The sequence below is a fragment of the Alcanivorax sp. P2S70 genome (genome assembly GCF_000475295.1).
Lineage (GTDB): Bacteria > Pseudomonadota > Gammaproteobacteria > Pseudomonadales > Alcanivoracaceae > Alcanivorax > Alcanivorax profundi.
Genome location: NZ_AXBZ01000001.1, coordinates 27,554 through 52,204 on the forward strand (window position 1 = coordinate 27,554; position 24,651 = coordinate 52,204).

The following is a 24,651-nucleotide window of genomic DNA, read 5'->3' on the forward strand; positions in this document are numbered from 1 at the left end:
TTGTCAATCACCTGCGAGACGCGGCTTATTAAAACAGCGCGTCATCCAGGCTCATCATGGTGTCTGCACCGCTCTTCAGCTGGGCAAACAGGCCTTCTGCTTTCGGCAGGATGCGCTCGAAATAGTACTTGCCGGTAATGCGCTTGGCTTTCACAAAGTCATCATCACGACCATCGGTTGCCGCCAGCATCTGCGCCCACAGCCAGGCGTAGATTACGTAACCGAAGATATCCAGATATTCCACGGCACCGGCACTGATCGCATCCGGGTTACCCCCAGCCTGGCTCAGTAGCTCATCGGTGGCGCGCTTGAGCAGCGCCAACGCGGCCTTCACCGGCTCCACATACTCGGCCAGCTGGGCGTTAGCGGCATTGGCATCCACCCACGCCTGGGCATCTGCCAGGAAAGCATCAACGGATTTGCCGCCATTGCGAGCGACTTTACGGCCAGCCAGATCCAGCGCCTGAATACCGTTGGTGCCCTCGTAGATCTGGGAAATACGGCAGTCACGTACGAATTGCTCCATACCCCACTCACGGATATAACCGTGGCCGCCGAAAACCTGCTGGCCAGTAATGGTGGTTTCCAGACCGCGGTCCGTGAAGAACGCCTTGGCAATCGGGGTCAGCAGCGCTACCCGGTCTTCCGCTTTCTTCTTGGTGTCCGCATCGTCGCTGAACTTGGACGCATCCAGCTGCATACCCACGTAAGCCGCCAGTGCGCGACCGCCCTCGTTGATGGCACGCATGTTCATCAGCATGCGACGCACATCACCGTGAACGATGATCGGATCCGCCGGCCCTTCCGGATTCTTGGCACCGGTGGCGCTGCGGCCCTGCAGACGCTCGCGGGCATAATCCACGGCGCTCTGGTAGCTCACTTCACCCAGACCCAGGCCCTGCAGACCGATAGACAGGCGCTCGTAGTTCATCATGGTGAACATGCAGGCCAGGCCCTGGTTAGGCTCACCGATGATCCAGCCTTTGGCACTATCGAAATTCATCACACAGGTCGCAGACCCCTTGATGCCCATCTTGTGTTCGATGGAGCCACAGGTCGCGCCATTGCGCTCACCGGGGTTGTTGTCCGCGTCCGGGAGGAATTTGGGCACCAGGAACAGGGAGATACCCTTGGAGCCTGCCGGTGCGTCCGGCAGCTTGGCCAGCACCAGGTGGATATGGTTGCTGGTCAGGTCGTGCTCACCGCCGGTAATGAAGATCTTGGTACCGGTGATGTTGAAAGAACCGTCGTCGTTGGGCTCTGCCTTGGTGCGACCAATACCCAGATCGGTACCGGAATGCGGCTCGGTCAGGCACATGGTGCCGCTCCATTCACCGCTGTAGAGCTTCGGCAGGTATTGGGCTTTCAACGCTTCAGAGGCATGGGCATCAATGGCCAGGCAGGCACCGCTGGTCAGCGCCGGGTAGAGGGCAAAGGAAGAGTTGGCGCTGTGCATCATTTCTTCGAACAGCACCGCGAGGGACTTCGGCATGCCCTGGCCACCAAATTCCGGGTTACCGGAAAACGCGGTCCAGCCATTTTCGGCAAAGGTCTTGAAGGCGGCCTTGAACCCTTCCGGGGTAGTCACATCCCCGTCGTTCCACTGACAACCCTGCTCGTCGCCTTCACGGTTGAGGGGGAACAACAGACCTTCAGTCATCTTGCCCGCTTCTTCCAGAATGGCGTCGGACAGGTCGCGGGTTACCTCGGCGGTGGCCGGCATGGTTGCCCACTGCTCATCCGCTTTGAACACATCGTTGAGAACAAAACGCATGTCCTCGAGGGGCGCTTTATAGATCGCCATTTGCACATCTCCCGAAAATTGGCAGGGCGCAAATTTTAGGCAGCCAGACGCTTTGGTGACAGGCTTATTTGTGACCCACCGTTCATGCCGGCCCCAACACGCGATGACTGCAAAGTCACCGCCCTAATCACGGGGTTCGGGCCGTTTCCATAACCATAACAGGGTAATACAAAGCATCAGCGGCACCGCAACTTTTATCACATCGTGGGCACCAGAAAAGGCGATAAGAATGACACTGATCAGCATCATGGTAGACGCCGCACACTTGGCGCGGCGTGACACTGCGCCCTGTTCCCGCCATTGACGGATGGACTGTCCATAGCGCGGGTGGTTCAGCAACCAGGCTTCAAGCTCTGGCCAGCCACGGGTGCCGGCCCAGGCCGCCACCAGCAGGAACGGCACGGTCGGCAACCCCGGGATGATCACACCGATCATGCCTAGCGCCACAGACAATACCGCTACCGATCGCCACCACAGAATCCGAACCATTGCCCTGCCCTTTCACGACTCCAGTCCAGCATGCCGGAAACCAGGCGGGGAAGAAATCACCAATCACAGTGACCTCAGGTCGCCCGCCCCGGGCTACGTTACTGCTCGTCCAGCTCCAGCATGTACATTTCTTCCATAGAAAGGTCATCCCCTTGCGGCGGGGGATTCAGCGTCTCAATTAATGCTTTCACTTCCGCCACAGACGTTGCCTTGCCGTTAATGATCAAGGAATCGCCGCGGGCATTAATATCCCCCCGCCAGCGATCGTTTTCGTGGACAACCAGCCCCTGAGCCTCGTAAGCCTGCAGTTGCTCCAGCAGCGGCACAGGAATAACCGAATCGGCGACATCCAGATGTACCGTCATATCGAGCATGGTATTGAGCTCGGACTCATCCAGCATCATCAACTCATGGAAAGGCAGATTTTTACCCTCCAGCCCCAGATAACGCGCCTTGCTGTCAAAAGTAAATTGCCGCTTGCCATCCAGATCGACCAGCATCTTCATCCGCAGGGTGCTGTCACCTGGCTTGAGAAGTTTTTCGCTCATAACGCCCATCATGTCGTCCATGAGGGTCTGCATTCTTTCGATTTGACTGTTAATGTCTTCAGCGCCTTCTCCACTGATGGCGGAGAGCGCCATGGCAGTTTGCACCTGATCCAGCTCCCGCGTGATGCGGTTCAGACGAACCAGGGCAGCTTTGTCGATACCTTCGAAATCCATGCCGATGTAGGCACTGTCCATGGGAATGGGCAGTAGCGGTGCCTGGACATTTTCCAGCCAGATTCCGGAATTGCCGTTGAGAACAGCCCCCTTATCCTGGCTGTTCCCTTGCAGGATGGCATCAAAGGCAAGCAAGGTCAGGCCATCCTGGATGTAGCTGAATCCCTTGCTCGCAAGATTCACATTGGTCAGCGGCACTTCGTCATCCAGCATGGCAACGACATCCATGGAGCCACTCAGGGAATCGAGTGAGATTGCCCCCTTGGGACTGTCCGCGTGAAAACCCTTGATGGTGAGGTAGCTGTTAAGCGGGTAGGAATTCGCAGAGGGACGCACCATGTCGACAGAGAACTGCTTGAGTTCAAGTTTCCCCATCGGGGATTCCACATCCACCGGGGGCATTTCGAGAGTCGCAGTCAGGCTTCCATCAAATCCGTAAAAGCTACGGCCTTCCAGTGGTGCTCGACCCTTGAAAATTTCCTCCAGCACCGCCTTTCCAGACGGCGGGAGCGCGCTGACATCGAAGGCATCCCGGGTAGCAGCAAGACCCAACGCGACCCCATCGGCAAATATCAACGGGCCATGATAAATGGTGCTGTTCATGCACAGGGTTCCGGTCAGATCCGCACCTCCGGCCAGCGCCGCCAGATCTCCCTGAATGACCAGACAGGTATCTGCCTCAGAGGAAAACAGGCCGCGATCGTAACGCACCACATCGAGCACAATATCATCACGGCCCGGCAGTAACGAAAGATTGGACACTTCACTGCGCACCATTTCTTCTGCGCGCATACCAACATACCAAGTGGCCCCCAGCCACCCCAAAACCAGCACCAGAACCAGTGCCAACAAGCCTTTCATGGGCAATCCCCTTCTTCCATGTACCCGATCATTATTTTGTGAGCAGTCACTATAACGGAATTCATGGCATATGGCTTTGAGGCAGGCTTTCTCCGGCGGTCCAGATCACGCTCCCACTTTTCGTAGAGCACCCACAAAAGGATTCAGTGTGGAATGGAGCAACCCTTCTGGTGCGCGCCGTGTTCTTGCAGGAACGGCACTGGCGGCGCGAACCAGAACGAAAAAGGGGTAGCATTACTGATGGCAGCTCGCAGGGTGCACGACACACCCCCCAACACTTTTGTCGGATAGCACGTTTTGTTTACGGTTAATCCAGCGAGGAGCCACAAAAAAGCCCGCCATAAAGGCGGGCTTTTTCAGGTCGAAGGACCGTCAGGATCAGAATGCAAAGTGCTCGGCATCCAGGTCCATCATGCAGTCCAGACCACCTTCAATAGCACCCTTGTGACCGGCAACGCGCGGCAGGATACGCTTGAAGTAGAAGCGGGCGGTGCTGATCTTGGCCTTGTAGAAGTCCTCATCACCGGCGCCGGCTTCCAGTTTGGCGTGGGCCACAGAGGCCATACGCGCCCACAGGTAGGCCAGGGTCACGTAACCGGAGTACATCAGGTAATCCACAGACGCGGCACCCACGTAATCCGGGTTCTGCATAGCCTGCATACCGATGGCCTGGGTCAGCTCACCCCATTCCTTGTTATAGCCGGCCAGCGGCTCAAGGAATTCTTTCATGTCGGCATTGTCGGCGTTGGCTTCACAGAACTTGTGCACGATCTTGGTGAAGTTACGCAGGGCCTGACCCTGGGTCATCATCACCTTGCGGCCCAGCAGATCCAGCGCCTGAATACCGGTGGTGCCTTCGTACAAAGTGGAGATGCGGGCATCACGTACGTTCTGCTCCATGCCCCACTCGCGGATAAACCCATGACCACCGTAGATCTGTACACCATGGTTGGCCGCTTCCAGACCGGCTTCGGTAATGAAAGCCTTGGCGATCGGCGTCAGCAGTGCCATCAGTTCGTCGGCTTCCTTACGCTCGGCTTCGTCCTTGGCCAGTTTCACCTTGTCACCCAGCTGGGAGCACAGGTAAACCAGCGCACGTCCGCCTTCAGCGAAAGACTTGGCTGTCAGCAGCATACGACGCACATCCGGGTGAACGATGATCGGATCCGCCGGACCTTCCGGGTTTTTCGGACCGGACAGGCTACGCATGGCCAGACGGTCCTTGGCGTAGGTCAGACCACCCTGGAAGCCCAGTTCAGCGTGCGCCACGCCCTGGATGGCGGTACCCAGACGGGCGAAGTTCATGAAGGTGAACATGCAGTTCAAACCTTTGTTCTCCGGACCGATCAGGTAGCCTTTGGCACCATCAAAGTTCATCACACAGGTCGCAGAGGCCTTGATGCCCATCTTGTGTTCAATAGAGCCACAGGTCACGGCGTTACGCTCACCCACGCCACCGTTACCGTCAGTCATGAACTTGGGAACGATGAACAGGGAAATACCCTTGGTGCCTTTAGGGGCATCGGGCAGACGCGCCAGCACGATGTGGATAATGTTCTCGGCCATGTCATGCTCACCGGCTGAGATGAAGATCTTGGTGCCGGTGATGCTGTAAGAACCGTCTGCGTTAGGCTCGGCCTTCGATTTGAGAATACCCAGGTCAGAACCACAATGCGGCTCGGTCAGACACATGGTGCCGGTCCACTCACCGCTGATCAGCTTGGGCAAGTAGGCATTCTTTTGCTCGTCGGTGCCGTGCTCTTCCACGGTAGCGATGGCACCGTGGGACAGACCCGGGTACATGCTCCAGGACCAGTTCGCGGAACCGGTCATTTCGGAGATGGCAATACCAGCAGAACCCGGCAGGCCCTGACCGCCAAACTCCACGTCGCCGCCCATGGCCGGCCAACCGCCTTCCACGTACTTGGCGTAGGCTTCCTTGAAGCCTTTCGGAGTGGTGACCACACCGTTGTCGAAGCCACAGCCTTCCTCGTCACCGGAACGGTTCAGGGGAGCCAGCTCGTTTTCGGAGAACTTGGCGCCTTCTTCCAGGAAAGCATTCAGCAGTTCGCTGTTTACATCTTCCAGACCCAGGCTGGCATAGTGGCCATCCAGATCCAGGACTTCATTCAGTACGAAGCGCATGTCGCGCAGGGGAGCCTTGTAATCCGGCATCTCACATCTCCCTAAAAGACACTATGAAAATGGGGCGGGCCTGAGGCTCGCCGAGCATTGATAATTTATTCGGAGGGTAATCTTAGGTCAGCGCTTTGCGGTGTCTCCAGCGCTATTTGTGACCCGCAAGTCAAACAAGCGTTTGAAACCATCGTTTGCTTTCTAAACCCTATGATTTCACTGGCATTTCTTTAAAATTCGTAAAAATACACACGGTGTTTCCACTATCACGGCAAAACGCGTTTCCCTTGCTATACTCGTCCGCAATCAATGAAGGAATCATGAACAATGATCGACCCCAACCTGCTCGATATTCTGGTTTGCCCGGTCAGCAAGGCACCGCTGATCTATGACGACAAGCTCGCCGAACTCAAGTGCAAGGCCAGTGGATTGGCTTACCCGGTACGCGATGGCATTCCTGTCATGCTGGAAGAACAGGCTCGAGCGCTCAATGACGACGAACTGAAAAGCCTCTAAATCCCACAGTCACTCTGGCAAGGACACTTCATGCGCAAGGCTTTCGCTTCTTCCTTCCTGCTGCTGAGCAGTACGCTTTACGCCGCAAACGATGTGCAGGCCGAGGGCTCCACTGCTGATCCTGACCTGCAGGCTGAGGTCCCCTCGGAATCAACCCCACCCAGCCAGATGAGCGAACAGCAGCAACTTAACGATTGTTTGCTACGCAGCGCCCAGACTGCCGATAACGCAGTAACGCTGAAAGAGGTCCGTAATTGGTGCACCAATGGCGACGAAGTCAAAAAGCGCAGTGTCCATGAAGATGCCCTGCGCGCGCGGCTGGCGCTGGAAAACACCACCCAGGGCAACCCGTTTGTGATTACCCCTCATCGGCGTAATTACCTGATGCCTTACAGCTACTGGTCCAACCGTCAATGGAATGACCCGGACAAGGACGACAGCGCGCTGGATCACACCGAAGTCAAGTTCCAACTCTCACTAAAAGCACCGATCAAGGAAAACCTTGTTGACGATGTCACCTTGTGGATGGCCTTCACCGGGACCTTTTTCTGGCAGGCCTATAACAAGGAAGAATCCGCCCCCTTCAGGGAAGCAAACTACGAGCCGGAAATCTTTATCACCAAACCGGTGAACTGGCAGTTTGGCCCTGTGGATTCCGAACTTCTGGCGCTGGGCATCGTGCACGAGTCCAATGGGCAAGATGTACCGGTTTCACGAAGCTGGAATCGCATTTTCCTGAACTATATCGCCAAGACCGGTGATTATTACTGGTCACTCAAACCCTGGTACCGGCTACCTGAAGACGAAAAAGATGACCCCACCGATCCCCGCGGTGATGACAATCCGGACATCGAAAAATACATGGGTAACTTCGAGCTGGAAGTCGCCAGACCGTTTGGCAACCATGTGGTGGAAATCATGGTTCGAAACAACCTGCGGTCTGACAACAAGGGGGCTGGCCGCCTGAACTATTCTTTCCCGTTGAGCAAGCGCTTCAAGGGCCTGGTACAGGTCTTCAGTGGATACGGGGATTCACTGATCAACTATGACAATTACGAAAATCGCTTCAGCGTGGGGATCCTGCTGACAGACTCTTTGTAATTCCGGTCTGGATGTTACCCGACCCGGGGACCAGGCCACGGTGGGAGCCAGCCTGCTGACGAAGAACTCCATCGCCGGCAGGCAAGCTCCTATACAGGCCACCGGAACGGTGGGAGCGGTGGCGGCTGATGCAGTTTAATACCAGATCGTAAATAGCAAACGAGTGACGGTGGCGTCGAAGCTGTACAACGGTTCCTGCCCTGGCAAGGTGGTGACACGGATGTCCCGGAAGTTGTTGTAGTCAAACTGGAACTGGTCCACCCACAGGTGCAATCCTGCCCGATTGAAAGTCTCCCGCTCTGCTCGATTGAACTGCACGCCAATCCCTACCCCAAATACGGTGGAATCGAAGTCACTCAATTCCTTGTCGCGGGCCAGAAAATTTTGTGCATTCTGGAAAGGAAACAGGTCTGAATAAAAATCTGCCTGACCCTGACTGTAACGTCGATAGCGAGTCTCCAGCGTCCAATGCTGCCCCAAAGGCTGGATCAGTTTTACCTGCCAGCTTGTGGCGTCGATACCCCATGAATCGTCATACATCCGGTATTCGCCATGCAGCCCCGCACGCCACGGCAAATAGTAAGACAAACCGATCGTAGTGGCCTCACTGGTACGGGTACGCGGATAGCGTTCAGGTTGAAAACTGTAGCCACCGGCGCTATTGAGATAACGGACCGAGCGGTAAGGGTTATTCAGATACCCCTCATCGGTAATCAATTCTGCCTTGATACTGCCAACCAGATCGCGGGTTAAGACTTGCGATAACCCGATCCGGAAATGTCGCCGCTCGGCCTCATCGGAAAACGCACTGTCACCGGTACGAAACACTTCGTCCTTGCCCAGGGAGTAGCCCATGGTCAACGTGGTCAGATCACCAAAGAAATCCTGACTGAGATCAAAATGCGCGGAGTTCGCCTCAAAATCATTCTCTTTACTGTTGCCATAACTCAGGGAATAGATGGCCTTGCCACGAAGATAGTCCAGCCCAACGCTCTTCTCTGTGCGCTTTTCCGTGTAGGGACTGGCACTGGTCACCACATCAATTGAAGCGGCAGACACCTCATCCACGTAATAATTGGCGCTGACCGCAACGGTATCGGCGAAGGACTTGCGCACCAGCACAGACGGCCCCTCAATCTGCATCCCACCACCATCATACTGGTGCCCCAGCAGATCAAAGCGGTCTTCCGGCAGCACCGCCGCTTGCGAGGATAGCGGCAACGCCAACAACAAAAGCCATCCTGCCCGTATCAGTTGCACCCGCAGCCTCCCCCGGCACTTCCTTCAGCACCACGCATGGCTTCACGTGCCTGATGCACATGATTCATATAACTTTCAGCCACAGGATGTCCTGCCGCATTCATCACCGGATCGGCCAGACGCGACCTCTCATAGGGTTTGACCCAGGGTTTGATAGAGCAACCCGCCAGCAACGTAACCAGCAGCAGCAGAACAATACGAAAGGTCATTCCAGCACCAACGCCTTTACCTGATCTTCGTACTTGTCCATGTAGCCATCCTTGTAGCCGCGGTGGTGGTGACGAACCACACCGTTTCGGTCAATCAGTACGGTGGTGGGCATGGCGTCAACCCCATAGGTTTCACTGGTAAGATTGTCGGGATCGAACAGAATCGGGAAAGTAACCGGCACCTTGTCGAGCAGTTTGAGCGCCTGACTTCGGTCTTCATCCAGATTTACGCCCAAAATAGTGAAACCATAGTCACGGTATTCACGGTAAAGGGTGTCAAGCAATGGCATTTCTGTCCGGCATGGGCCGCACCATGAGGCCCAAAAGTTAACAAGCACCACGGTGCCACGCAGCTCATTAAGCTTGACGTTAGGCCCGTCAAGAGACTCGAGAGTAAACCCTGCAGCAGGCTTGCCCTCCTCAGCCGCCACCGCCGGGCCTGTCAATGCCAGCCCTGCTATCAATACAGCGGCAAGAATTCGTTTCAGTTTCATTTGCGCACCCCGATTATTATTTTCAGAAATACAGACTCACGCCCGCCGTCATTTCCAGATTATGCGTGGTCTTGTCTTCACCCAAGATATCGTGAGTAAAGATATGGTCCTTCATGTCCACGCGAACGGCAGTAAAGTCATTGATGAGAAGCCGGTAGCCAACCCCCGCGCTGATGGTGAAATATTCATCGCCGGCAAAATCTGTCATCCCGGCACCACCAATCAGGAATAACGAATTATTGAAAGCCCGATTACGGGTCAGGAACGCTTCGCCAGGCAACAAGTTATAGCCAATTGATGCCTGATAATAGGTAAACTCCCGCTCCTCATCTGTCAGCAGCTGCACGCCTGCATTCAAGGTTTCGAAGCTGGTTTCATCCCCTTTGGCTCTCCCCAGGGCGGCCTCAAAAAAGACATCCTCGGACAGGTGATAGTCAAAACGAAGCCCTATCACTGGCTGGGTACCAAAATCTTCAATGGAGATCAGTCCCGCGTAAATTCCGGCTTCAAAGTTTTCGGTGTCGATCTCGGCTTCCCGGATACGGCGTCGTTCAATACGCGGGTCCAGTACAGATTCAGGAGAGGCCTCACGCACAACCGACTCACGGTCATCGGTCCCTTCGGCAAAAACAGTGCCTGATGTCATCCAGGCAAGGATCAGAACAAGACGGAGAAACCAAGTTTCCATTCTTCAAGATTCCGGTTGTCGTTTTCTTCGGTGAACAGCACATAGCTGCGGTACTCACCCCTCATGACAAAGCCTCGTGCCAGATACACGTTCAGCCCTATCCCACCAAAAGCGTAGTTTTCCTCACGATTCTCAGGTTGGACCAATGTCGCCCGGGGCTCAATCCTCGCTCTTCCTGTCCCGAGAGCCACATAGGGAGAGACTCGCCACTGAGGGAAAAGCTGGTGCTGCACATTGACATCAAAGAGGTTGTTATTCGAAAAATCGCCACTGGCTTGCGAGTACATCAACTCGCCAGTGAGGTTTTCTGTAAAACGGTAACCCAGAGCCACACCAAGGGAGGTCGCACCATCCAGCTCCCCCACCAGGACAGAAGCGTGCCAGTGGCCTTCCTGAAAAGCTTCGTGCCCAAGAGCATCCAGCTCGGGAGTTTCCCCGGTGCCATCCAGAGTGGCAGCAAGAGCGGTGCGAGGAACCCAACCTGATTTCCCCCGAACGGTCTCCACTTTTAACCATCCCGCACGCATGTACAGGATCGTCAGCGGGGCATCGCGCTCCACAACATGAAAGACGGGATAGCCCCGCCCCGGCCCCGTGTGAACTTCCACGTAGGGGTCCGAGACTTTCACCTGGACGGCGTCATATTCCCGCTCGAAGGCGTCATCAGACTCGGGCTCGGCGGCCAACAGCAGCGGCGGCAGCCAACAAGCCAAAAGGATCACTACAAGGCGCACAGGGTGCGTCTCCCCTTTCTATTCATAGACAGCCGCAAGGCTGTATTAATTTTCCGGTACCCGGAAAGGATCGTTATACAGCTGCGCGCCAATATCGATCCACTCAGCAATCAAACGGAGTTCCTGAGCGCTTAGCCATTCCTCATGCCCTCCATCAACCGCAAATGTATCAAAGAAACGGTCCGAATTGCGTGCTTGTCCTGCACGAATAGCGGCCGCCACGGGTACCGGCTCTGTCACAGGGACAGGATTGTCGTCGCCATCCAGCACCAGCTCACCCTCTTCATCCGTCTGGTACACAATATTCCCTTCGTCATCGAAGACAATGACCAAACGGTCTACAAGTGCACCATCCTGCAATTCAAGTTCGTTGTCATTGAATAGCAGTTCCCGATAACTGGTCAGCTGGTCCGGCTGATCCGGAGAGGGATCACCAGTGAGCTCAAGCTGCCCGGGAGGAACCTGCAGGGCATTCATGCTATCGCGACGGTTGTGACAGACTGAACAGGTGACATCCTGCATGGAGCCATCGACGTCGGCGACCCTGGGCAAATCCCACAACGGCTGGATGTGGTCCTCATAATGGATGGTCGCCCGGCAGCCCGGCGCCCAGGCACCCTGGCACTCAGGTGTCACCGGGGTTGGGGTGTTCAGGTCCTCGTAGGACAACAACACTTCGGTATCCGGATCTGGCGCGGGATCGCTCCAGGCGTCAAATGCCCTCAGGTCTACCGACGGCATGGCGCGTTCGGGATACAAGCGCGTCAGCGCCTGCGCCATGGTTTCTCCCGCATCCGCGAAACCGACCACATCAGAGCGGGTATTGGGGAAAGGCTGGCCGGTAAAGGGGGCTCCAGCGTTGAGAGAAGGCGCCATGCCATCAATCCTGCCATGGGGCAACGGGCTGTTGTTACTGTGACATCCCTGACACTGCAGGGTCTCGCCGGGACGCAAATTGATCCATGCTCCATGGCGGGAATACACGGCCTTGCCTTCCGCATCCACCAACTGAAGGCCTAAAGGAGCATCCGCAGGAACCTGCACGCGAACCGATCCATCGGGTTCAACCGGGATGTACCCCACGATTTCACGCATTCCGAAATTGGGAGCCCGGCCAAACTGGGCACCACTGATATCCCGAACATCGTCATCGGGAATCAGTACCCCCTTGGTAATTCTCAGAAAACGGACCGCGCGTTGCTCGGGACTTACCTGGTTCGGATCGCGGTAATCCGCAATAGTGTTGACTCCTGCCACTCCCCCATCAAACGTAGCGAACGCACCATCCCGGTCATGAACACTGCGAATATCCAGCATTGCCATATTGTCTTCAGCAAGCGCATCGTCGCGCTCCGGCAGCACTGCCGGCGCCGCAGACGGCTGTGGCGTGGCGACCGCAAGCTCCGTCACCCACAAGCCATCGCGGGGGTTTACCACTGGCCGTTGGGTGCCTTCCGCAGGGTCAAACACCCACAACCCATAGGCAGGAGGTGCCGCTGGCAAGTCCTGCGACAAATATTCGTCGGTGCAGGGTCGCAGGGTTTGCCCTTCCAGCAAACGACAAGGGGACCAGGCCATCAGGTAGCGTCCCGTACCATCACCAAGATCAAGGACATCGGCAACTGTTCCGCTGGTGATGTCGCCCGAAAGTCGCGTCACCGGAATAGGCAGGGGCTGTTCAGCCTGAGCGCCCACAATGCCAAACAGAGGAGTGTCCTGGTTCACAAAACGAGCCACATCGATGGCCACCGGTACCAGGGAATTGCCAGCGACCAGTTCCCTCAATCGAACAGCCGTCAGCACACGCCCATCCCCCATCATGGTCATCGGCAGGAACTGGCGGTCTTCCTGATCTTCACGAGCATGACTATCAGCTCCATAGAGCGGTGTCAGTGAGGTACCGTCCGGGTTAACGCGGTAAAGATCAAACCGGTCTTCGTTATCCTTGTTGTCCCAGCGCTGGAAGACAATGCGGCCGTCATCCATCACCAACGGTGCAACGTCATGGCTCATATTAAAGGTGATCTGCTCGATATCGTTGCCATCCTCGCCCATCACGTGCAAGGCAAAAGCGTAGCTGTCACGGCCTTCTTCGAGGGGGGCGAACTGGGGCTTGCCCTCGTCCAGTAACCGGGCCCGGGCCTGACGCTGACGGGTGGAAGCAAATACGATACCGCCTCCAGGCAGGTAGGCGGGGTAACGGTCCTGCCCCTGTTCGGCAATCAGGTCGCTGGTGACAAGCCGCCGGGCAACCCGGCTATTGAAATCGTATTCCCAGAGATTCCAGGTGGGCTGCTCATCCTCATCCGCATCCTCGATCTCTGGGGCCCGAGCCGAAAACAGCAGCCGATCGCCCGCAGGGCTGACCACCAGATCGCGAATATCGTGACCACCACCCAACAGGGGAGTCGAAATATCACGTGCCACGGCGCCACTCGACAGCCCATCGCGCACCATCAGTCTCGCCCCCGCCATAAAGGCCGCAGGCTGCTCCAGGCTGTCAGGCTCCATATCCATCTCCATGTCCGCAACCGGCACGGTACGTTCCACGTACGCCACCGGAATATCGGTCACGGTAGGATCCTGGCCTTGTTCTCCCCCGTCCACACCCCCGCAGCCGCTGATCACCCCCAGCAGGCACAGAAGTCCGGATAAGCTTGTTGTTTTCACCCGTTCATCCGTCTTTCTTAGTTTTACGTCAGTATCGCGAACTTATTCTTAGTTTTCTGGGGCCCATATCACAGAGCCTGATGCAGAATGTCATACAGAATAACAGTGGGATACGGGAATTCTGTTGAACGGTCGTAACAACTGGCTTGCCTGTCGCCCATAATGCGACGGCACAGAGAAGACAACAAAAGAGGATGCTTCCAATGAGACGCACCCGGGGGATCGTGCTAGCCACAATGGCGCTACTGCTCAGCACGCAGGGCCAGGCCAGCAGCCGCGATCAGGCACAACGCATACACAACCGGCTTGCAGGGGTCCCTGCAGATGCCAGCACACTGGATACCATGGCGAGCATGATTGATGGCGCTGGCGGCCCCCAGGCCGCTGCCGAACTCGCCATGGAACACCCAGCGTTCTACAACGTCACACTCAAGCAGTTTGCCGCTCCCTGGACCAATGAAGCCCAGGATGTGTTCGTTCCGCTTAACGATTACACCGCTACGGTGATCGGTGCCATCCGTGACGACGTGGATTTTCGCCGCATTCTCTACGCCGACCTGCTCTACGTCGGTAACGCCAGCCCCGCAGCCGCGGCGGACAACAACGCACATTACCGAAATCTGGAAAACCAGCATGCGGACCTTAAAGAGGTTCTGCAGCCCACCAGCCAGGTGTCTCAGTACGGTACGCCCGCAGAGGCCGTTGCCGGGGTACTGACCAGCCGGGCTGCGGCCCAGGCATTTTTCTACGCGGGCACCAACCGGGCCATGTTCCGTTTCACCCTGATGAATCACATGTGCCGTGATCTGGAGCAGGTCAAAGACGTGAACCGACCGTCAGACAGAATCCGTCAAGATGTCAGTCGCAGTCCAGGCGGTGACAGCCGGATCTTCCGCAACAACTGTATCGGCTGCCATAGCGGCATGGATCCCATGGCCCAGGCTTTTGCCTACTACGACTGGCAAGGTGACCAGGAAGGGGATGGTGGGCGGATGCTTTACAACACCTCCAGCGACCCCGACACCGGAACCCGGGTCCAGGGCAAATATCTGATCAACAGCAACAATTTCCCCTGGGGCTACATCACCCCGGATGATCGCTGGGACAATTACTGGCGGGAAGGCACCAACGCCAACCTGGGCTGGGACAGTACTGGCCAGGGGTACGGAAACGGCGCCGCCAGCCTTGGCCGCGAGCTCGCCCACAGTGACACCTTTGCCACCTGCCAGGCAGAAAAAGTATTCGAGGCCGTTTGCCTTCGCAAACCCGCAGACAGCACCGATACCCAGCAAGTGGCCTCCATGACGACGGCCTTCAAAAACAACAACTACCGCATGAAGTCGCTGTTTGCCGATGCGGCCGTTTACTGCATGGGGGACTAAGCGATGCGACACTGGATACTTACCGCAGTTGCGCTCGGCGCCTTGTCCATGCTGTCTGCCTGTGGCGGCAGCGGGAGTGGTGCCTCCACAGAAGCCAACACCAACACCGGCTCAAATAACAACAACGTGAATTATTCAGGGCCGGCACCACGCAGTGCTGACGTCTCTGCATTCAAGATTTATATCTGGAACAACCTGGTAGAAGAACAACGCTGTGGCGCCTGCCACCGCGACCAGCAACCGGCTTTTGTCCAGACCGGCGACATTAATGCGGCCTACGCCGCCGCCAACCCACTGATCAATCTTAACCAGCCTTCCGCCTCGCGCATGGTGCAGAAAGTCGCTGGTGGCCACAATTGCTGGGAAAGCGATCCCCAATTCTGCGCCGACCAGATCAGCACCTGGATCAGCGCCTGGGCAGGGCAGTCCCTGGGGTTGGGCGGCGGCACTACAGAGCTGGATCCCCCTCCCATCAAGGAGCCCGGCAACAGCAAGAACTTCCCCTCTGATTCCGGCCTGTTTGAGACCACGGTATACCCGCTGCTCAATGATTACTGCAGCGAGTGTCATCAGAGTGATGCCAGCACTCCGCAAGGTCCCTATCTGGCTTCCGACGACGTCAACGAAGCCTACAGCGCAGCGCAGAGCAAAATTGATCTTAACCAGCCTTCACTCAGCCGCCTGGTAGAACGACTCGGCGAAGACAGCCATAACTGCTGGTCAGACTGTGATGATGATGCCCAGGAAATGGAAAATGCCATTCAGGCCATGGCCGATGGCATCACAGCTACAGCCCCGGACGAAGACCTGGTTCTCAGCAAGGCGCTCAACGTCAACGATGGCACCCTGGCAGCAGGAGGCGGACGTTACGAGAGCAACGTGATCGCTCGCTACGAATTCAAGACTGGCGAGGGTACCACCGCCTTTGACACCTCAGGGGTCGATCCGGCCTTGCATCTGCAGCTCAGCGGCGATGTTACCTGGGAAGGCGGCTGGGGCATTCGCCTGAATGGCAACGTTGCCAAAGCCCAGGGCAGCACTGCCACCAGCAGCAAGCTCAGCGACCTGATCACAGCCACCGGTGAGCTAACCCTGGAAGCCTGGCTGGTACCCGCCAGCACTGGCCAGGACAACGCCCACATCCTCAGTTATTCCGCCGGCCCCGATGCCCGTAACCTTACCCTGGCGCAAAGCACCAGCAACTATCTGGTTTATCAACGTATCGGAGAAGCCACCGACGCCAACGGCGAGCCCGTACTGGCAACGGACGACGACCCGCTGCAGGCCAGCCTGCAACATGTCGCACTAACCTACGACCCGGTCAATGGTCGCCGGCTTTACATCAACGGTGAGCTCAACGGGGCCATGGACCCAGCCCCCCCTGGCCTGCTGAATACCTGGGACGACACTTTTGCCCTGGTGCTGGGTAACGAGGCCTCAAGCAACCGTCCCTGGGAAGGGGTGATCCGTTTCGCCGCAATCCATAACCGTGCCTTGAGCGCAGAACAGGTTCAGACCAACTTTGCAGCCGGAGTTGGCGAACGTTACTTCCTGCCATTCTATATCGGTCACCTGATCGATCAGCCAGGCGCATATCTGGTATTCGAAGTGTCTCGCTTCGATAACTACAGCTATCTTTTTGCGGCACCCTACTTCATCAATCTGGAACAGGACATCGTCGAGGACGAAGCCCCGCTTGAAGGGCTGCGTATTGGCATCAATGGCCGTGTTCCGGGTGTTGCCCAGTCCTTCTCCACGCTGGAAACCCTCATCGGCGGAGAGGGTTACAGCGAACAGGGTGAAAACTTGTCACGACTCGGAACGTTGCTGCCGGTAGAACAGGGACAGGAAAACGACGAATTCTTCCTGACCTTCGAACGACTGGGCCAACACACCAATGTCTACACCGAGCCCACTCCCTTGCCGCTGATGCCTAACATGTACGGCGAACAGCCCAGTGTTGGACTTCGCGACTTTGCCGAAGTGAATGCCACCATGAGCCAACTTACTGGTGTTCCCGAAGGATACGGAGACGTCCCGGACACCTACCAGCGCCTTCGTACGCAACTGCCAACCGAAGAAAACATAGAGGCATTCCTGACGGCTCACCAAATCGGTATTGCGCAACTGGCCATCGAGTACTGTAACGCGCTGGTCGAAGCCGAACGCAACGGCGACAACAGTGTGACCCCGTTGTTCGTCGGCATGAACTACAACGCCCGGGTAGACAGCATTACCGAGCAACAATGGCGTGATCGTGTTATATCCCCATTGTTTGACCGCATGGTGGGTCTCGATCTGAATCATCAGCCATCACGCAATGCGGTGGAAGGGGAGCTGGAAGACCTGCTGTTCACCACTAATCTGACGCAGTGCAGTGGTGACAACGAGGAGTGCATAGAACGCACCGCCACTGCCACCAAAGCCGCCTGCGCTGCAATGCTGGGCAGTGCCACCATGCTGGTGCAATAAAAGGGGACGAAACATGATCAAACGACATTTTTTCAAGAAACGTCAGCAGCCCCTGCACCCGGATGCGCCGCTGATAAACCTCGGTCACGGTAAACCGGTCAGCCGCCGGGACATGCTGGGTCGGGGGCTGGTCAGCGGAGCAGCATTTGGCACCGTGGGATTATTTGGCCTTTTCAGCAACCCGCGTGAGGCCATGGCCCTCAGTGGTGGCCTGGAAGCCATGAAGGAAACCTGCGGAATCGCCGCATCGGGAGCCGGAAAGATTCCCTTTATCTGCTTTGACCTGGCAGGCGGCGCCAATATCGCTGGCTCCAATGTGCTGGTTGGCGGCCAGGGCGGCCAGGAAGATTTCCTCACCAGCGGCGGCTACTCCAAGCTGGGCCTGCCTGGCAGCATGGCCCCCAATAACGATGCCGGCGTAGTAAACCGGGAACTGGGGCTGGCCTTCCACAGCGATTCACCGTTCCTGCAAGGCATCATGGAAAAAGCCGCCGCCGCCGCGCCCAGCACCAATGGGTGTGTTATCCCTGCCCGTTCGGAGAACGATACTGGCAATAATCCGCACAACCCCATGTACGGCATCTTTACTGCAGGCGCCGATGGCGAACTGATGTCCCTGATTGGCTCCAGCAGTTCGGTATCAGGCGGTAACTCCATGGCCCCGGATGGCTCGATCATTGCCTCTGCCCGTCCCACCAAGGTAGACAGAGCGACCGATGTGACCGGGCTGGTGGACACCGGGAAGCTGGTGGGCCTTCTGGACCAGGCTGATGCAGTGTCCGTGATGGAAAGCATTGCCCGTATTAGCCACCGGCGTATCGACCAGCTAGATAGCGGCCTCACCGACAGTAACCGACGAGCCAATCTTGAGGACCTGTTGCGCTGCGGCTACGTTGAAGCCGCCGATATCACAGAACGCTTTGGCGACCCCGCTGAGCTGGACATCGAGGAGGACCTGGACATCCTCGCCATCTTTGATGAAAACGAACTGCGGGACCGGGAATTCCAGAAGACCGCATCGATCATGAAATTGGTCGTCAACGGCTATGCCGGAGCGGGCTGCATCTCCATGGGCGGCTTTGATTACCACACCGGCGAACGCGGCACGGGTGAGCAACGCGATCTGCGCGCAGGGCGCTGCATGGGCGCCTGCCTGGATTACGCCCGCCGCAAGGGTGTTCCACTAATGATCTATGTGTTCAGCGACGGCTCTGTTTCCAGCAATGGGCGCATTGATGACTCTGAGGCAGGCAGGGGCAAGGGTGAATGGACCGGCGACAACTCCTCCACTGCCGCGTCGTTCATTCTGGTCTACAGCCCCAACGGACGCCCCACGCTAAATAACGATCAGCAGCAAATCGGCTGGATGCGACCCGACGCCTCCGTGGAAACCGCCGGCAGCCCGGCAGCCAACAACGTGAACCTGCTGGCCGAGGTGGTGTGGCTGAATTACCTGGCACTGCATGGAGAGCAAGGGCAATTTGCCAGCAAATTCCCTAACCACAGCCTGGGTAATGCGGCATCCATGGATCGACTAACCGCCTTTGAACCCATTGTCAGTGGTACTATCTAGCGACCCCGAGCCCTGTCGGCGGCAAGGTAAGGTATCCCTCGCCTACCTGCCTGCCGGCCCCGCGGTCGGCTCACTGACAATGTAAAGGTGACCCTCACCATGGCCTTTAGACCCTCTGCCCGCCTGCTGGCCGGCAGCCTTCTTGTCGCTCTTTGCATGCCCGTTTTTGCTCAATGGCAACAGCATCAATGGGACATCATGGGAACCCGTGCCAGCGTAACCCTGTGGTCCCCAACCCCTGCGGCGCCGCTATTCCGGACCCTGGAAAACGAAATGGCTCGGCTGAATCAGCTGTTGTCCCCCTGGGTAGAAGACAGCGAACTGGCACAACTCAACCTACTGGCAGCCAGTAAACCGCAAACCATCAGTGCCGAGTTTTATCGCCTGTTGGAACGCTCCGCACATTATTACCAGCTCACCGACGGCGCCTTTGACATTACCTTCGCCAGTGCAGGCCACCTGTATGACTACCGGAAAGGCAAGGCACCTGATGCTCAAGCACTGAAGCGTGCTACACGGCATATCGGTGCTTCACGGATAGCGTTACTGGATAACCATCAGGTGCGTTTCAGCGACCCGGGGACACGCATCGATCTGGGCGGGATCGCCAAAGGTTACGCCATCGACAGAGGGATCGCCTTGCTAAAAGCCGCAGGGGTGGAACATGCCTGGCTGTCACTGGGCGGTGACAGCTATGTGCTGGGAGACCACCGTGGTCGCCCCTGGGAAGTCGGCATACAACACCCGCGCGATCGCAGCGGCATTGCCATGCGACTCCCTATTTCCGATGTCGCCATGTCTACCTCTGGCGATTACCAGCGATACTTCATTCAGGATGGCGAACGCATCCACCACATTATCTCCCCAAAGACGGGAAAGAGTGTCGGGGAACTGGTCAGTGTTACCGTGCTGTGCGACAACAGTGTGGATGCTGATGCCCTGTCAACCAGTGTATTTATCCTCGGCAAGGAAAAGGGATTGGCACTCATCGACAGACTACCCAACACCTCGGCAATCCTGATCGATCAGCACGGCAAGGTAAGCTACTCCAACGACCTGGCTGCCCCTGCCACGGCTACGCCTCCCTCATCAGACTGACGCTGAAGCATGCCCGCCGGGCATGCCTCCTGTCAGGGTGCCGTTTAAGGCTGGATTTGCAGAGATTCGAGGCCCTGGCCTTCCACTGGTGCGGGTGACCCGCGACGCTCACGCAAGGCCCGGTGATAGAGGTCCGCCAATCCTTCATGGGCGGAAGCCGAGAACCGTTTGAGCCGGGCGCGGGTTGCCGTTACCTGCTCATACGCCGATGCCTGCAAACCGTATTGCTGGCGGCGCATCAGCCTCTCGCCTCGCTTTTGCAAATTGGAAAGTTCCGCTTCCAACTCCGGCAGCTCACGTTGAAAGACCTCAAGGCGATCGACTCTGTAGGTGGCATAAAGCACGCGGCTACGCAGCAGGCGGTTTTCTTCAAGCAGACCTTCTATCTGCTTGATTTCACGCTCACGGTCCCATTGTCTGGGAACAATGTCCTGCTGCATTTCCCATAGCAACACGCCCTTGTAGAAGTCCAGCTTCTCCACCATATCCGGGCGCGCCTGCTGCCCCCACCCCTGCGTATGCTCTCTCGCCTGCTGCTGGGCAGTCCAAAGCTTCTGCTCGCGATCCGTGGCAAACGGGAGCGGATCCTGGGACTCGACCGCCTCGCTAAAACGACGTTCCAGACGGGTCATCTGCCCCTGAAAATCCTGGCCAGCAAGATCTTTCAACAAAGCTTTTGCTTCCGGGCGCAAGGTGTTGTGCTTGCGTTCATGGGCTGCCAGCATCGTGTACAGGCCCGGCATCTTCTGCTGCCAAAGGCTGAGCAGATTCCGCTGACGCATCAACTCATGATACTGATTCCAGCCCTGCTGGAATTCCGCAGTAGCGAACCACTCGTAAAAGGTAGGAAAACTGCTCACCCGCTGAGGCAAGAAAGCGGGCACTGGATCCATGGCCGTGGACCAGCGCGGCGAGCCAACCATCTCAGCAAACCATTCGCCACCGGCAATTTGCGCCTCCACTTCGACCAGGTAGGTATCCAACTTGTCAAAACGGTCCAGCGCAGTTTCGAATGCCTGCCTTGCCGCCTTCTGATTGTTCAACGACTCATACAGGTAAGGTATGGCCAGCTGAGCCTCCTGAACCGTGGCACGCTGAATCGACCCCTGATCCAGCTTCTGCAACACAGGCAAGGCTTTGCCTGGCTGGTTGGCCAACAGCAGAGCGCGGGCATAAAGCAGCAGGGAAATATCCGAGAACGGTCCCTCCAGACGGGCATTGCTCAGCAGTTGCAACGCGCGATCCTGTTGTTCGCTGCGCAACATGTAGATGGCCAAAGCCAACATGGCCTTGTCTTTGATCGCGTTGGTCTCTGCACTACCGGGCGGCAGGTTGGCCAACTTCCAAAGCCACTCCTGCCCCAAAGAGGGATGCTCGCCGTTGATCCAGCTGATGGCGAGGTTATAGCGAAGGTAAGCATTGAGCGGGTGATTTTCCGAGAAAGCATCCAAAGACTCAGCCGCCTCTTCATACCTCCCCAAACGCATCAAAATCTTGGCTCGCAGGCTGTAGAACACCTCCTGCAACGCCTCGGGAGGTTGCTCCCCTACCTGCTGCTCAAGGGTTGCCAGCGCCTGCTTGTATTTGCCCTGTCGATAGTAAAGACCCGCCAGATGAATCCAGGCCCGCTGGGCAACACCATCACTAACCTGACTGTCGAGCAGCGAATCAAACACCTGCTGGGCATCTTCCGGCATGCCATAAGCGCTATACATGGCACCCAGCAACACCTGAAGCTCAGGCTTATGAACCTGCACTTCACCGCGCTCCAGTGCCATCTGCGCCCGGGTCAAGGCCGCGAAGTAATCGCCCTGCAAATAGAGATAGGCCACCTCACCATAGGCGGGCTCCTCCACCTTGTGCGGTTCATCCAATCGCGCCCAAACCAGACTGCTGCACAGCAGCAGCAGATAGAACACACCACGCATCAGCGCCAGTCCCGAAAGCGAAAACGGGGCTGCTGCTTTGACTCGTCATCTTCGATATGCAGCTGAATGAAATGACGGCCATGGGCTTTTTCGAACTGGCCGTTTACCCCACGACGGATTTCCCGGCCACTGGGACCAGTACCGGTCACGAAAGCTGTCAGCTCATGCTCACCGTTTTTTACGTTAGCCAGCGCCAGTCGTTGCACCGCGCCATTCATCAGCGCCCGAATTTCTTTTTCGGTGTAAAGATGACTGGCCAGCACTTCGCCGTCCAACTCCAGGGTAATACTGTCTGGCTGGAAAAAGTGCCCCACATCCAGGGAGACATAGATCCCCACCTGGGTATCCGCCGGGAACAACAACTCTTCCTCCAGCAGCAGCAGGCGCTTGTTCACTTCCAGTACATCCCGTTTGAAATCTGCCAGATCCTTGTCCAGCTCGCCCCCATGCAACTGGCCCATCACCAGTAACAACAGCATCACAACTACGCGGCGCATCGTTCCCCCGAATTCAGGCTTTCAATGGTTTTTCAGCAATCTAGCACAGTCTTTTCGCCATGACTGTCGGCATTGTCTCATCCCATGGTTACAAACAGTGCCGGCTGTCGGCCTTGTTCGCCGGTGAGATACAAATTTCTCACAGTTGGCCCTTGCCATCCTTCCCCCTTGAGGACCATTATCAAGGGGTCGGCTTTGGTCGACACCGTGCCGGCGGCCCGGCCAGGATGCCGCGCCATGCGCGCCCCCTTGGGGCGCGGTGGCGTGGCGGGAGGCCGGGCCGTCCGGCATGCACTTGTTCCACCCCTCTCTCCAGCGGGTTCCACCGGCACGCCCCAGACCAACTGCGTTTCGCCTCTCGCTTTTCGCGATGAACCTTTGTCCGTATTCTAGTGAGTCTCTGAGTCTTACCGCACACCCTCACGAAATGGATTCCCAATGAAAGCACGCGTTTCTGCCTGGCTTCTGGCCACCGCCCTGCTACTATCCGGCTGCCATACCCTTGGCCAGCTTGAAGCCCCGGAAGTCAGTGTCACGGGCATCAACCTGAACAGCTTCACCCTGTTCGAGCAGGAGTGGGGGCTCACCCTGAGAGCGCGCAACCCCAATGACCGGGAACTGACACTGAAAAGCCTGGATTACGAAATCTATGTGAACGGCGAAAAATTTGCCCGCGGCCTGACCGGGGACACCGTCACCCTCCCTGCCATGGGCGATGCCAAGGTGACGACCACTATCACCACCAGCCTGATGAGCAGCCTGCAGCAATTGCAAAAGATCCAGCAGCAACAGGGTGAACCACTCAAATACCGGCTAGTGGGCAAGGCCCGGGTGGCCGGTGTTCCCATCCCCCTGGCCTTCGACAAGGAAGGGGAAATGCAGCTGCCGAAGATGCCCTGAGAGGCCGCTTCAGCCCGCGACTCGGCCACGCCGATAGCGGGCAGGGGTCTGGCCAGTCCAGCGCCGAAAAGCGTGAATGAAGTTGGACAGCTCCGAGTACCCCAGCCTTTCGCTGATTTCTTCCAGAGTCAGAATGCCCAGCGTCAGCCACTGCTCTGCCAACATCCGTCGCACCTCATCAAGCAGTTCCTGATACCCGGTTCCCTCCCGGTTGAGATGGCGTCGCAGGGTACGGGGACTCATGTGCAGCTCCTCAGCCAGTGTTTCCAGAGAAGGAAAGCGGCCCGGCTGCTGCAGCAACCGCCGGCGTAATCGGGCCGCCGTTCCGCCGCGGGAATGCCGCTGCACCAGCAACTGGTGGCACTGCTCTTCGCAGAGCCGTGCCGTCACCGGGTTCGCCTGCGGTAACGGCATATCCAGCAAGCCGCGCGCGAAAGCGGCCTCACTCACTGCACTGTCGAATACCGGCTCGCGACCGAATAGCGAGATCACCTGCGCGGGGTCTCTGTCCGGCAATCGCAGCCGTAATGCCGTCAAAGGCACCCGCAAAGAAAACAGCTCCTCCTGGATCACCATGATGGCACTGGCATCCCGGGCCAGCAGATACGGCCGCACCGCTTCCGGCAACCCGGCATCTTCCAGCACCAGGACGGCGTTGTCCCGGGTTTCCTGCAACCGCACATCCACAAACGCAAAGGTCAGCCCCAGATAGCGCACCCCCAACCGAATGGCATCGCCAAAGGTGGGGCTGCTCAGCAGGGCAAAGCCCCACACACCATAGCTGCTGAGGTGGTAGCGCTGTCCCATGGCCAACCCGTGAGACACGGGGTCATCGAGGTGCGCACAGAGGTTCTCGATCACCTTCAGTTCCTGCGCCGATTCAATGGTGGCGTCCGCCTGATTGAGCATGGCCGCATCAATCCCCGAACCTGCCAGTGCTACCGACACAGGCACCCCCTGCTCTGCGCCATAGGCGGCTTGCAGTCGTACGCTGGTGATGGCGCGCAGGGTGCTCATGGCCGTGTCCGTTTTCCACAATTTTGTGTCCCAGAATGCCATAAACAGCAGCAACCGGTCTCGCTACAGTGGTATCAATAACAGTTAACGGGATGTATAC

At 57.3% G+C, this 24,651-nt stretch carries 20 protein-coding genes; 7 read left to right on the forward strand and 13 right to left on the reverse strand.

Annotated features, from left to right (window positions below):
• Window positions 1–28 precede the first annotated feature (28 nt).
• From Q672_RS17535 to Q672_RS17550, 4 genes are all read right to left on the reverse strand, one after another.
• On the reverse strand, window positions 29–1,804 hold the full coding sequence (locus tag Q672_RS17535; protein WP_022983693.1) for an acyl-CoA dehydrogenase C-terminal domain-containing protein: 1,776 nt from the start codon (window positions 1,802–1,804) through the stop codon (window positions 29–31).
• Window positions 1,805–1,927: 123 nt separating this feature from the next.
• On the reverse strand, window positions 1,928–2,293 hold the full coding sequence (locus Q672_RS17540) for a YbaN family protein (RefSeq protein WP_031225685.1): 366 nt from the start codon (window positions 2,291–2,293) through the stop codon (window positions 1,928–1,930).
• Between the two features lie 98 nt (window positions 2,294–2,391).
• Window positions 2,392–3,876 (reverse strand): DUF945 family protein, encoded by a 1,485-nt coding sequence (locus tag Q672_RS17545; RefSeq protein WP_022983695.1) that lies wholly within the window; start codon window positions 3,874–3,876, stop codon window positions 2,392–2,394.
• A 378-nt stretch (window positions 3,877–4,254) separates the two neighbouring features.
• Window positions 4,255–6,051 carry an acyl-CoA dehydrogenase C-terminal domain-containing protein gene (locus Q672_RS17550; RefSeq protein WP_022983696.1) on the reverse strand — a complete coding sequence of 599 codons (1,797 nt, stop codon included), beginning with the start codon at window positions 6,049–6,051 and terminating at the stop codon, window positions 4,255–4,257.
• Window positions 6,052–6,339: 288 nt separating this feature from the next.
• Between Q672_RS17550 and Q672_RS17555 the strand changes: the two genes are divergently transcribed.
• Together Q672_RS17555 and Q672_RS17560 are read left to right on the forward strand one after the other, a co-directional pair.
• A complete protein-coding gene (locus tag Q672_RS17555) occupies window positions 6,340–6,528 on the forward strand; it encodes a Trm112 family protein (RefSeq protein ID WP_022983697.1) in 189 nt (62 codons plus the stop codon).
• 30 nt (window positions 6,529–6,558) lie between these two features.
• The gene (locus Q672_RS17560) at window positions 6,559–7,629 is read left to right on the forward strand and encodes a phospholipase A (RefSeq protein WP_022983698.1); all 1,071 of its coding nucleotides are present in this window, start codon (window positions 6,559–6,561) and stop codon (window positions 7,627–7,629) included.
• A gap of 135 nt (window positions 7,630–7,764) precedes the next feature.
• Here Q672_RS17560 and Q672_RS17565 read toward each other — a convergent pair whose 3' ends face one another.
• Genes Q672_RS17565 through Q672_RS17585 form a run of 6 tightly spaced genes read right to left on the reverse strand, consistent with a single transcriptional unit; the run spans window position 7,765 to window position 13,684 of the window.
• Entirely contained in the window at window positions 7,765–8,889 is a 1,125-nt protein-coding gene (locus Q672_RS17565) for a DUF3570 domain-containing protein (RefSeq protein WP_031225689.1), read from the reverse strand.
• Window positions 8,880–9,098, reverse strand: a complete 219-nt coding sequence (locus Q672_RS17570) for a DUF4266 domain-containing protein (RefSeq protein WP_022983700.1) — start codon at window positions 9,096–9,098, stop codon at window positions 8,880–8,882. Before Q672_RS17570 ends, Q672_RS17565 begins: the two co-directional genes overlap by 10 nt.
• A complete protein-coding gene (locus tag Q672_RS0116940; protein ID WP_031225690.1) occupies window positions 9,095–9,592 on the reverse strand; it encodes a TlpA disulfide reductase family protein in 498 nt (165 codons plus the stop codon). The genes Q672_RS17570 and Q672_RS0116940 overlap by 4 nt, the downstream gene beginning before the upstream one ends.
• Window positions 9,593–9,614: 22 nt before the next feature.
• The gene (locus Q672_RS17575) at window positions 9,615–10,280 is read right to left on the reverse strand and encodes an outer membrane beta-barrel domain-containing protein (protein ID WP_022983702.1); all 666 of its coding nucleotides are present in this window, start codon (window positions 10,278–10,280) and stop codon (window positions 9,615–9,617) included.
• Window positions 10,250–11,014, reverse strand: a complete 765-nt coding sequence (locus Q672_RS17580; RefSeq protein ID WP_022983703.1) for an outer membrane beta-barrel protein — start codon at window positions 11,012–11,014, stop codon at window positions 10,250–10,252. Before Q672_RS17580 ends, Q672_RS17575 begins: the two co-directional genes overlap by 31 nt.
• 45 nt (window positions 11,015–11,059) lie before the next feature.
• Window positions 11,060–13,684 carry a hypothetical protein gene (locus Q672_RS17585; RefSeq protein WP_022983704.1) on the reverse strand — a complete coding sequence of 875 codons (2,625 nt, stop codon included), beginning with the start codon at window positions 13,682–13,684 and terminating at the stop codon, window positions 11,060–11,062.
• 203 nt (window positions 13,685–13,887) lie between these two features.
• Between Q672_RS17585 and Q672_RS17590 the strand changes: the two genes are divergently transcribed.
• The 4 genes from Q672_RS17590 (at window position 13,888) to Q672_RS17605 (ending at window position 20,209) form a co-directional block, all read left to right on the forward strand.
• Window positions 13,888–15,066 carry a DUF1585 domain-containing protein gene (locus Q672_RS17590; RefSeq protein WP_031225691.1) on the forward strand — a complete coding sequence of 393 codons (1,179 nt, stop codon included), beginning with the start codon at window positions 13,888–13,890 and terminating at the stop codon, window positions 15,064–15,066.
• 3 nt (window positions 15,067–15,069) lie between these two features.
• The gene (locus Q672_RS17595; RefSeq protein WP_031225692.1) at window positions 15,070–17,538 is read left to right on the forward strand and encodes a LamG-like jellyroll fold domain-containing protein; all 2,469 of its coding nucleotides are present in this window, start codon (window positions 15,070–15,072) and stop codon (window positions 17,536–17,538) included.
• Between the two features lie 13 nt (window positions 17,539–17,551).
• Window positions 17,552–19,111 carry a hypothetical protein gene (locus tag Q672_RS17600; protein WP_022983707.1) on the forward strand — a complete coding sequence of 520 codons (1,560 nt, stop codon included), beginning with the start codon at window positions 17,552–17,554 and terminating at the stop codon, window positions 19,109–19,111.
• A 99-nt stretch (window positions 19,112–19,210) separates the two neighbouring features.
• Complete coding sequence (locus Q672_RS17605) at window positions 19,211–20,209, forward strand: FAD:protein FMN transferase (RefSeq protein ID WP_022983708.1); 999 nt, start codon at window positions 19,211–19,213, stop codon at window positions 20,207–20,209.
• Window positions 20,210–20,253: 44 nt separating this feature from the next.
• Here Q672_RS17605 and Q672_RS17610 read toward each other — a convergent pair whose 3' ends face one another.
• Window positions 20,254–22,137 (reverse strand): tetratricopeptide repeat protein, encoded by a 1,884-nt coding sequence (locus Q672_RS17610; protein ID WP_022983709.1) that lies wholly within the window; start codon window positions 22,135–22,137, stop codon window positions 20,254–20,256.
• Entirely contained in the window at window positions 22,137–22,634 is a 498-nt protein-coding gene (locus tag Q672_RS17615) for a hypothetical protein (protein WP_022983710.1), read from the reverse strand. The genes Q672_RS17610 and Q672_RS17615 overlap by 1 nt, the downstream gene beginning before the upstream one ends.
• A gap of 438 nt (window positions 22,635–23,072) precedes the next feature.
• Here Q672_RS17615 and Q672_RS17620 point away from each other — a divergent pair, with 438 nt between their 5' ends.
• Window positions 23,073–23,534 carry an LEA type 2 family protein gene (locus tag Q672_RS17620; protein WP_022983711.1) on the forward strand — a complete coding sequence of 154 codons (462 nt, stop codon included), beginning with the start codon at window positions 23,073–23,075 and terminating at the stop codon, window positions 23,532–23,534.
• A 9-nt stretch (window positions 23,535–23,543) separates the two neighbouring features.
• Here Q672_RS17620 and Q672_RS17625 read toward each other — a convergent pair whose 3' ends face one another.
• Window positions 23,544–24,551, reverse strand: a complete 1,008-nt coding sequence (locus Q672_RS17625) for an AraC family transcriptional regulator (protein ID WP_022983712.1) — start codon at window positions 24,549–24,551, stop codon at window positions 23,544–23,546.
• Window positions 24,552–24,651: the final 100 nt, after the last annotated feature.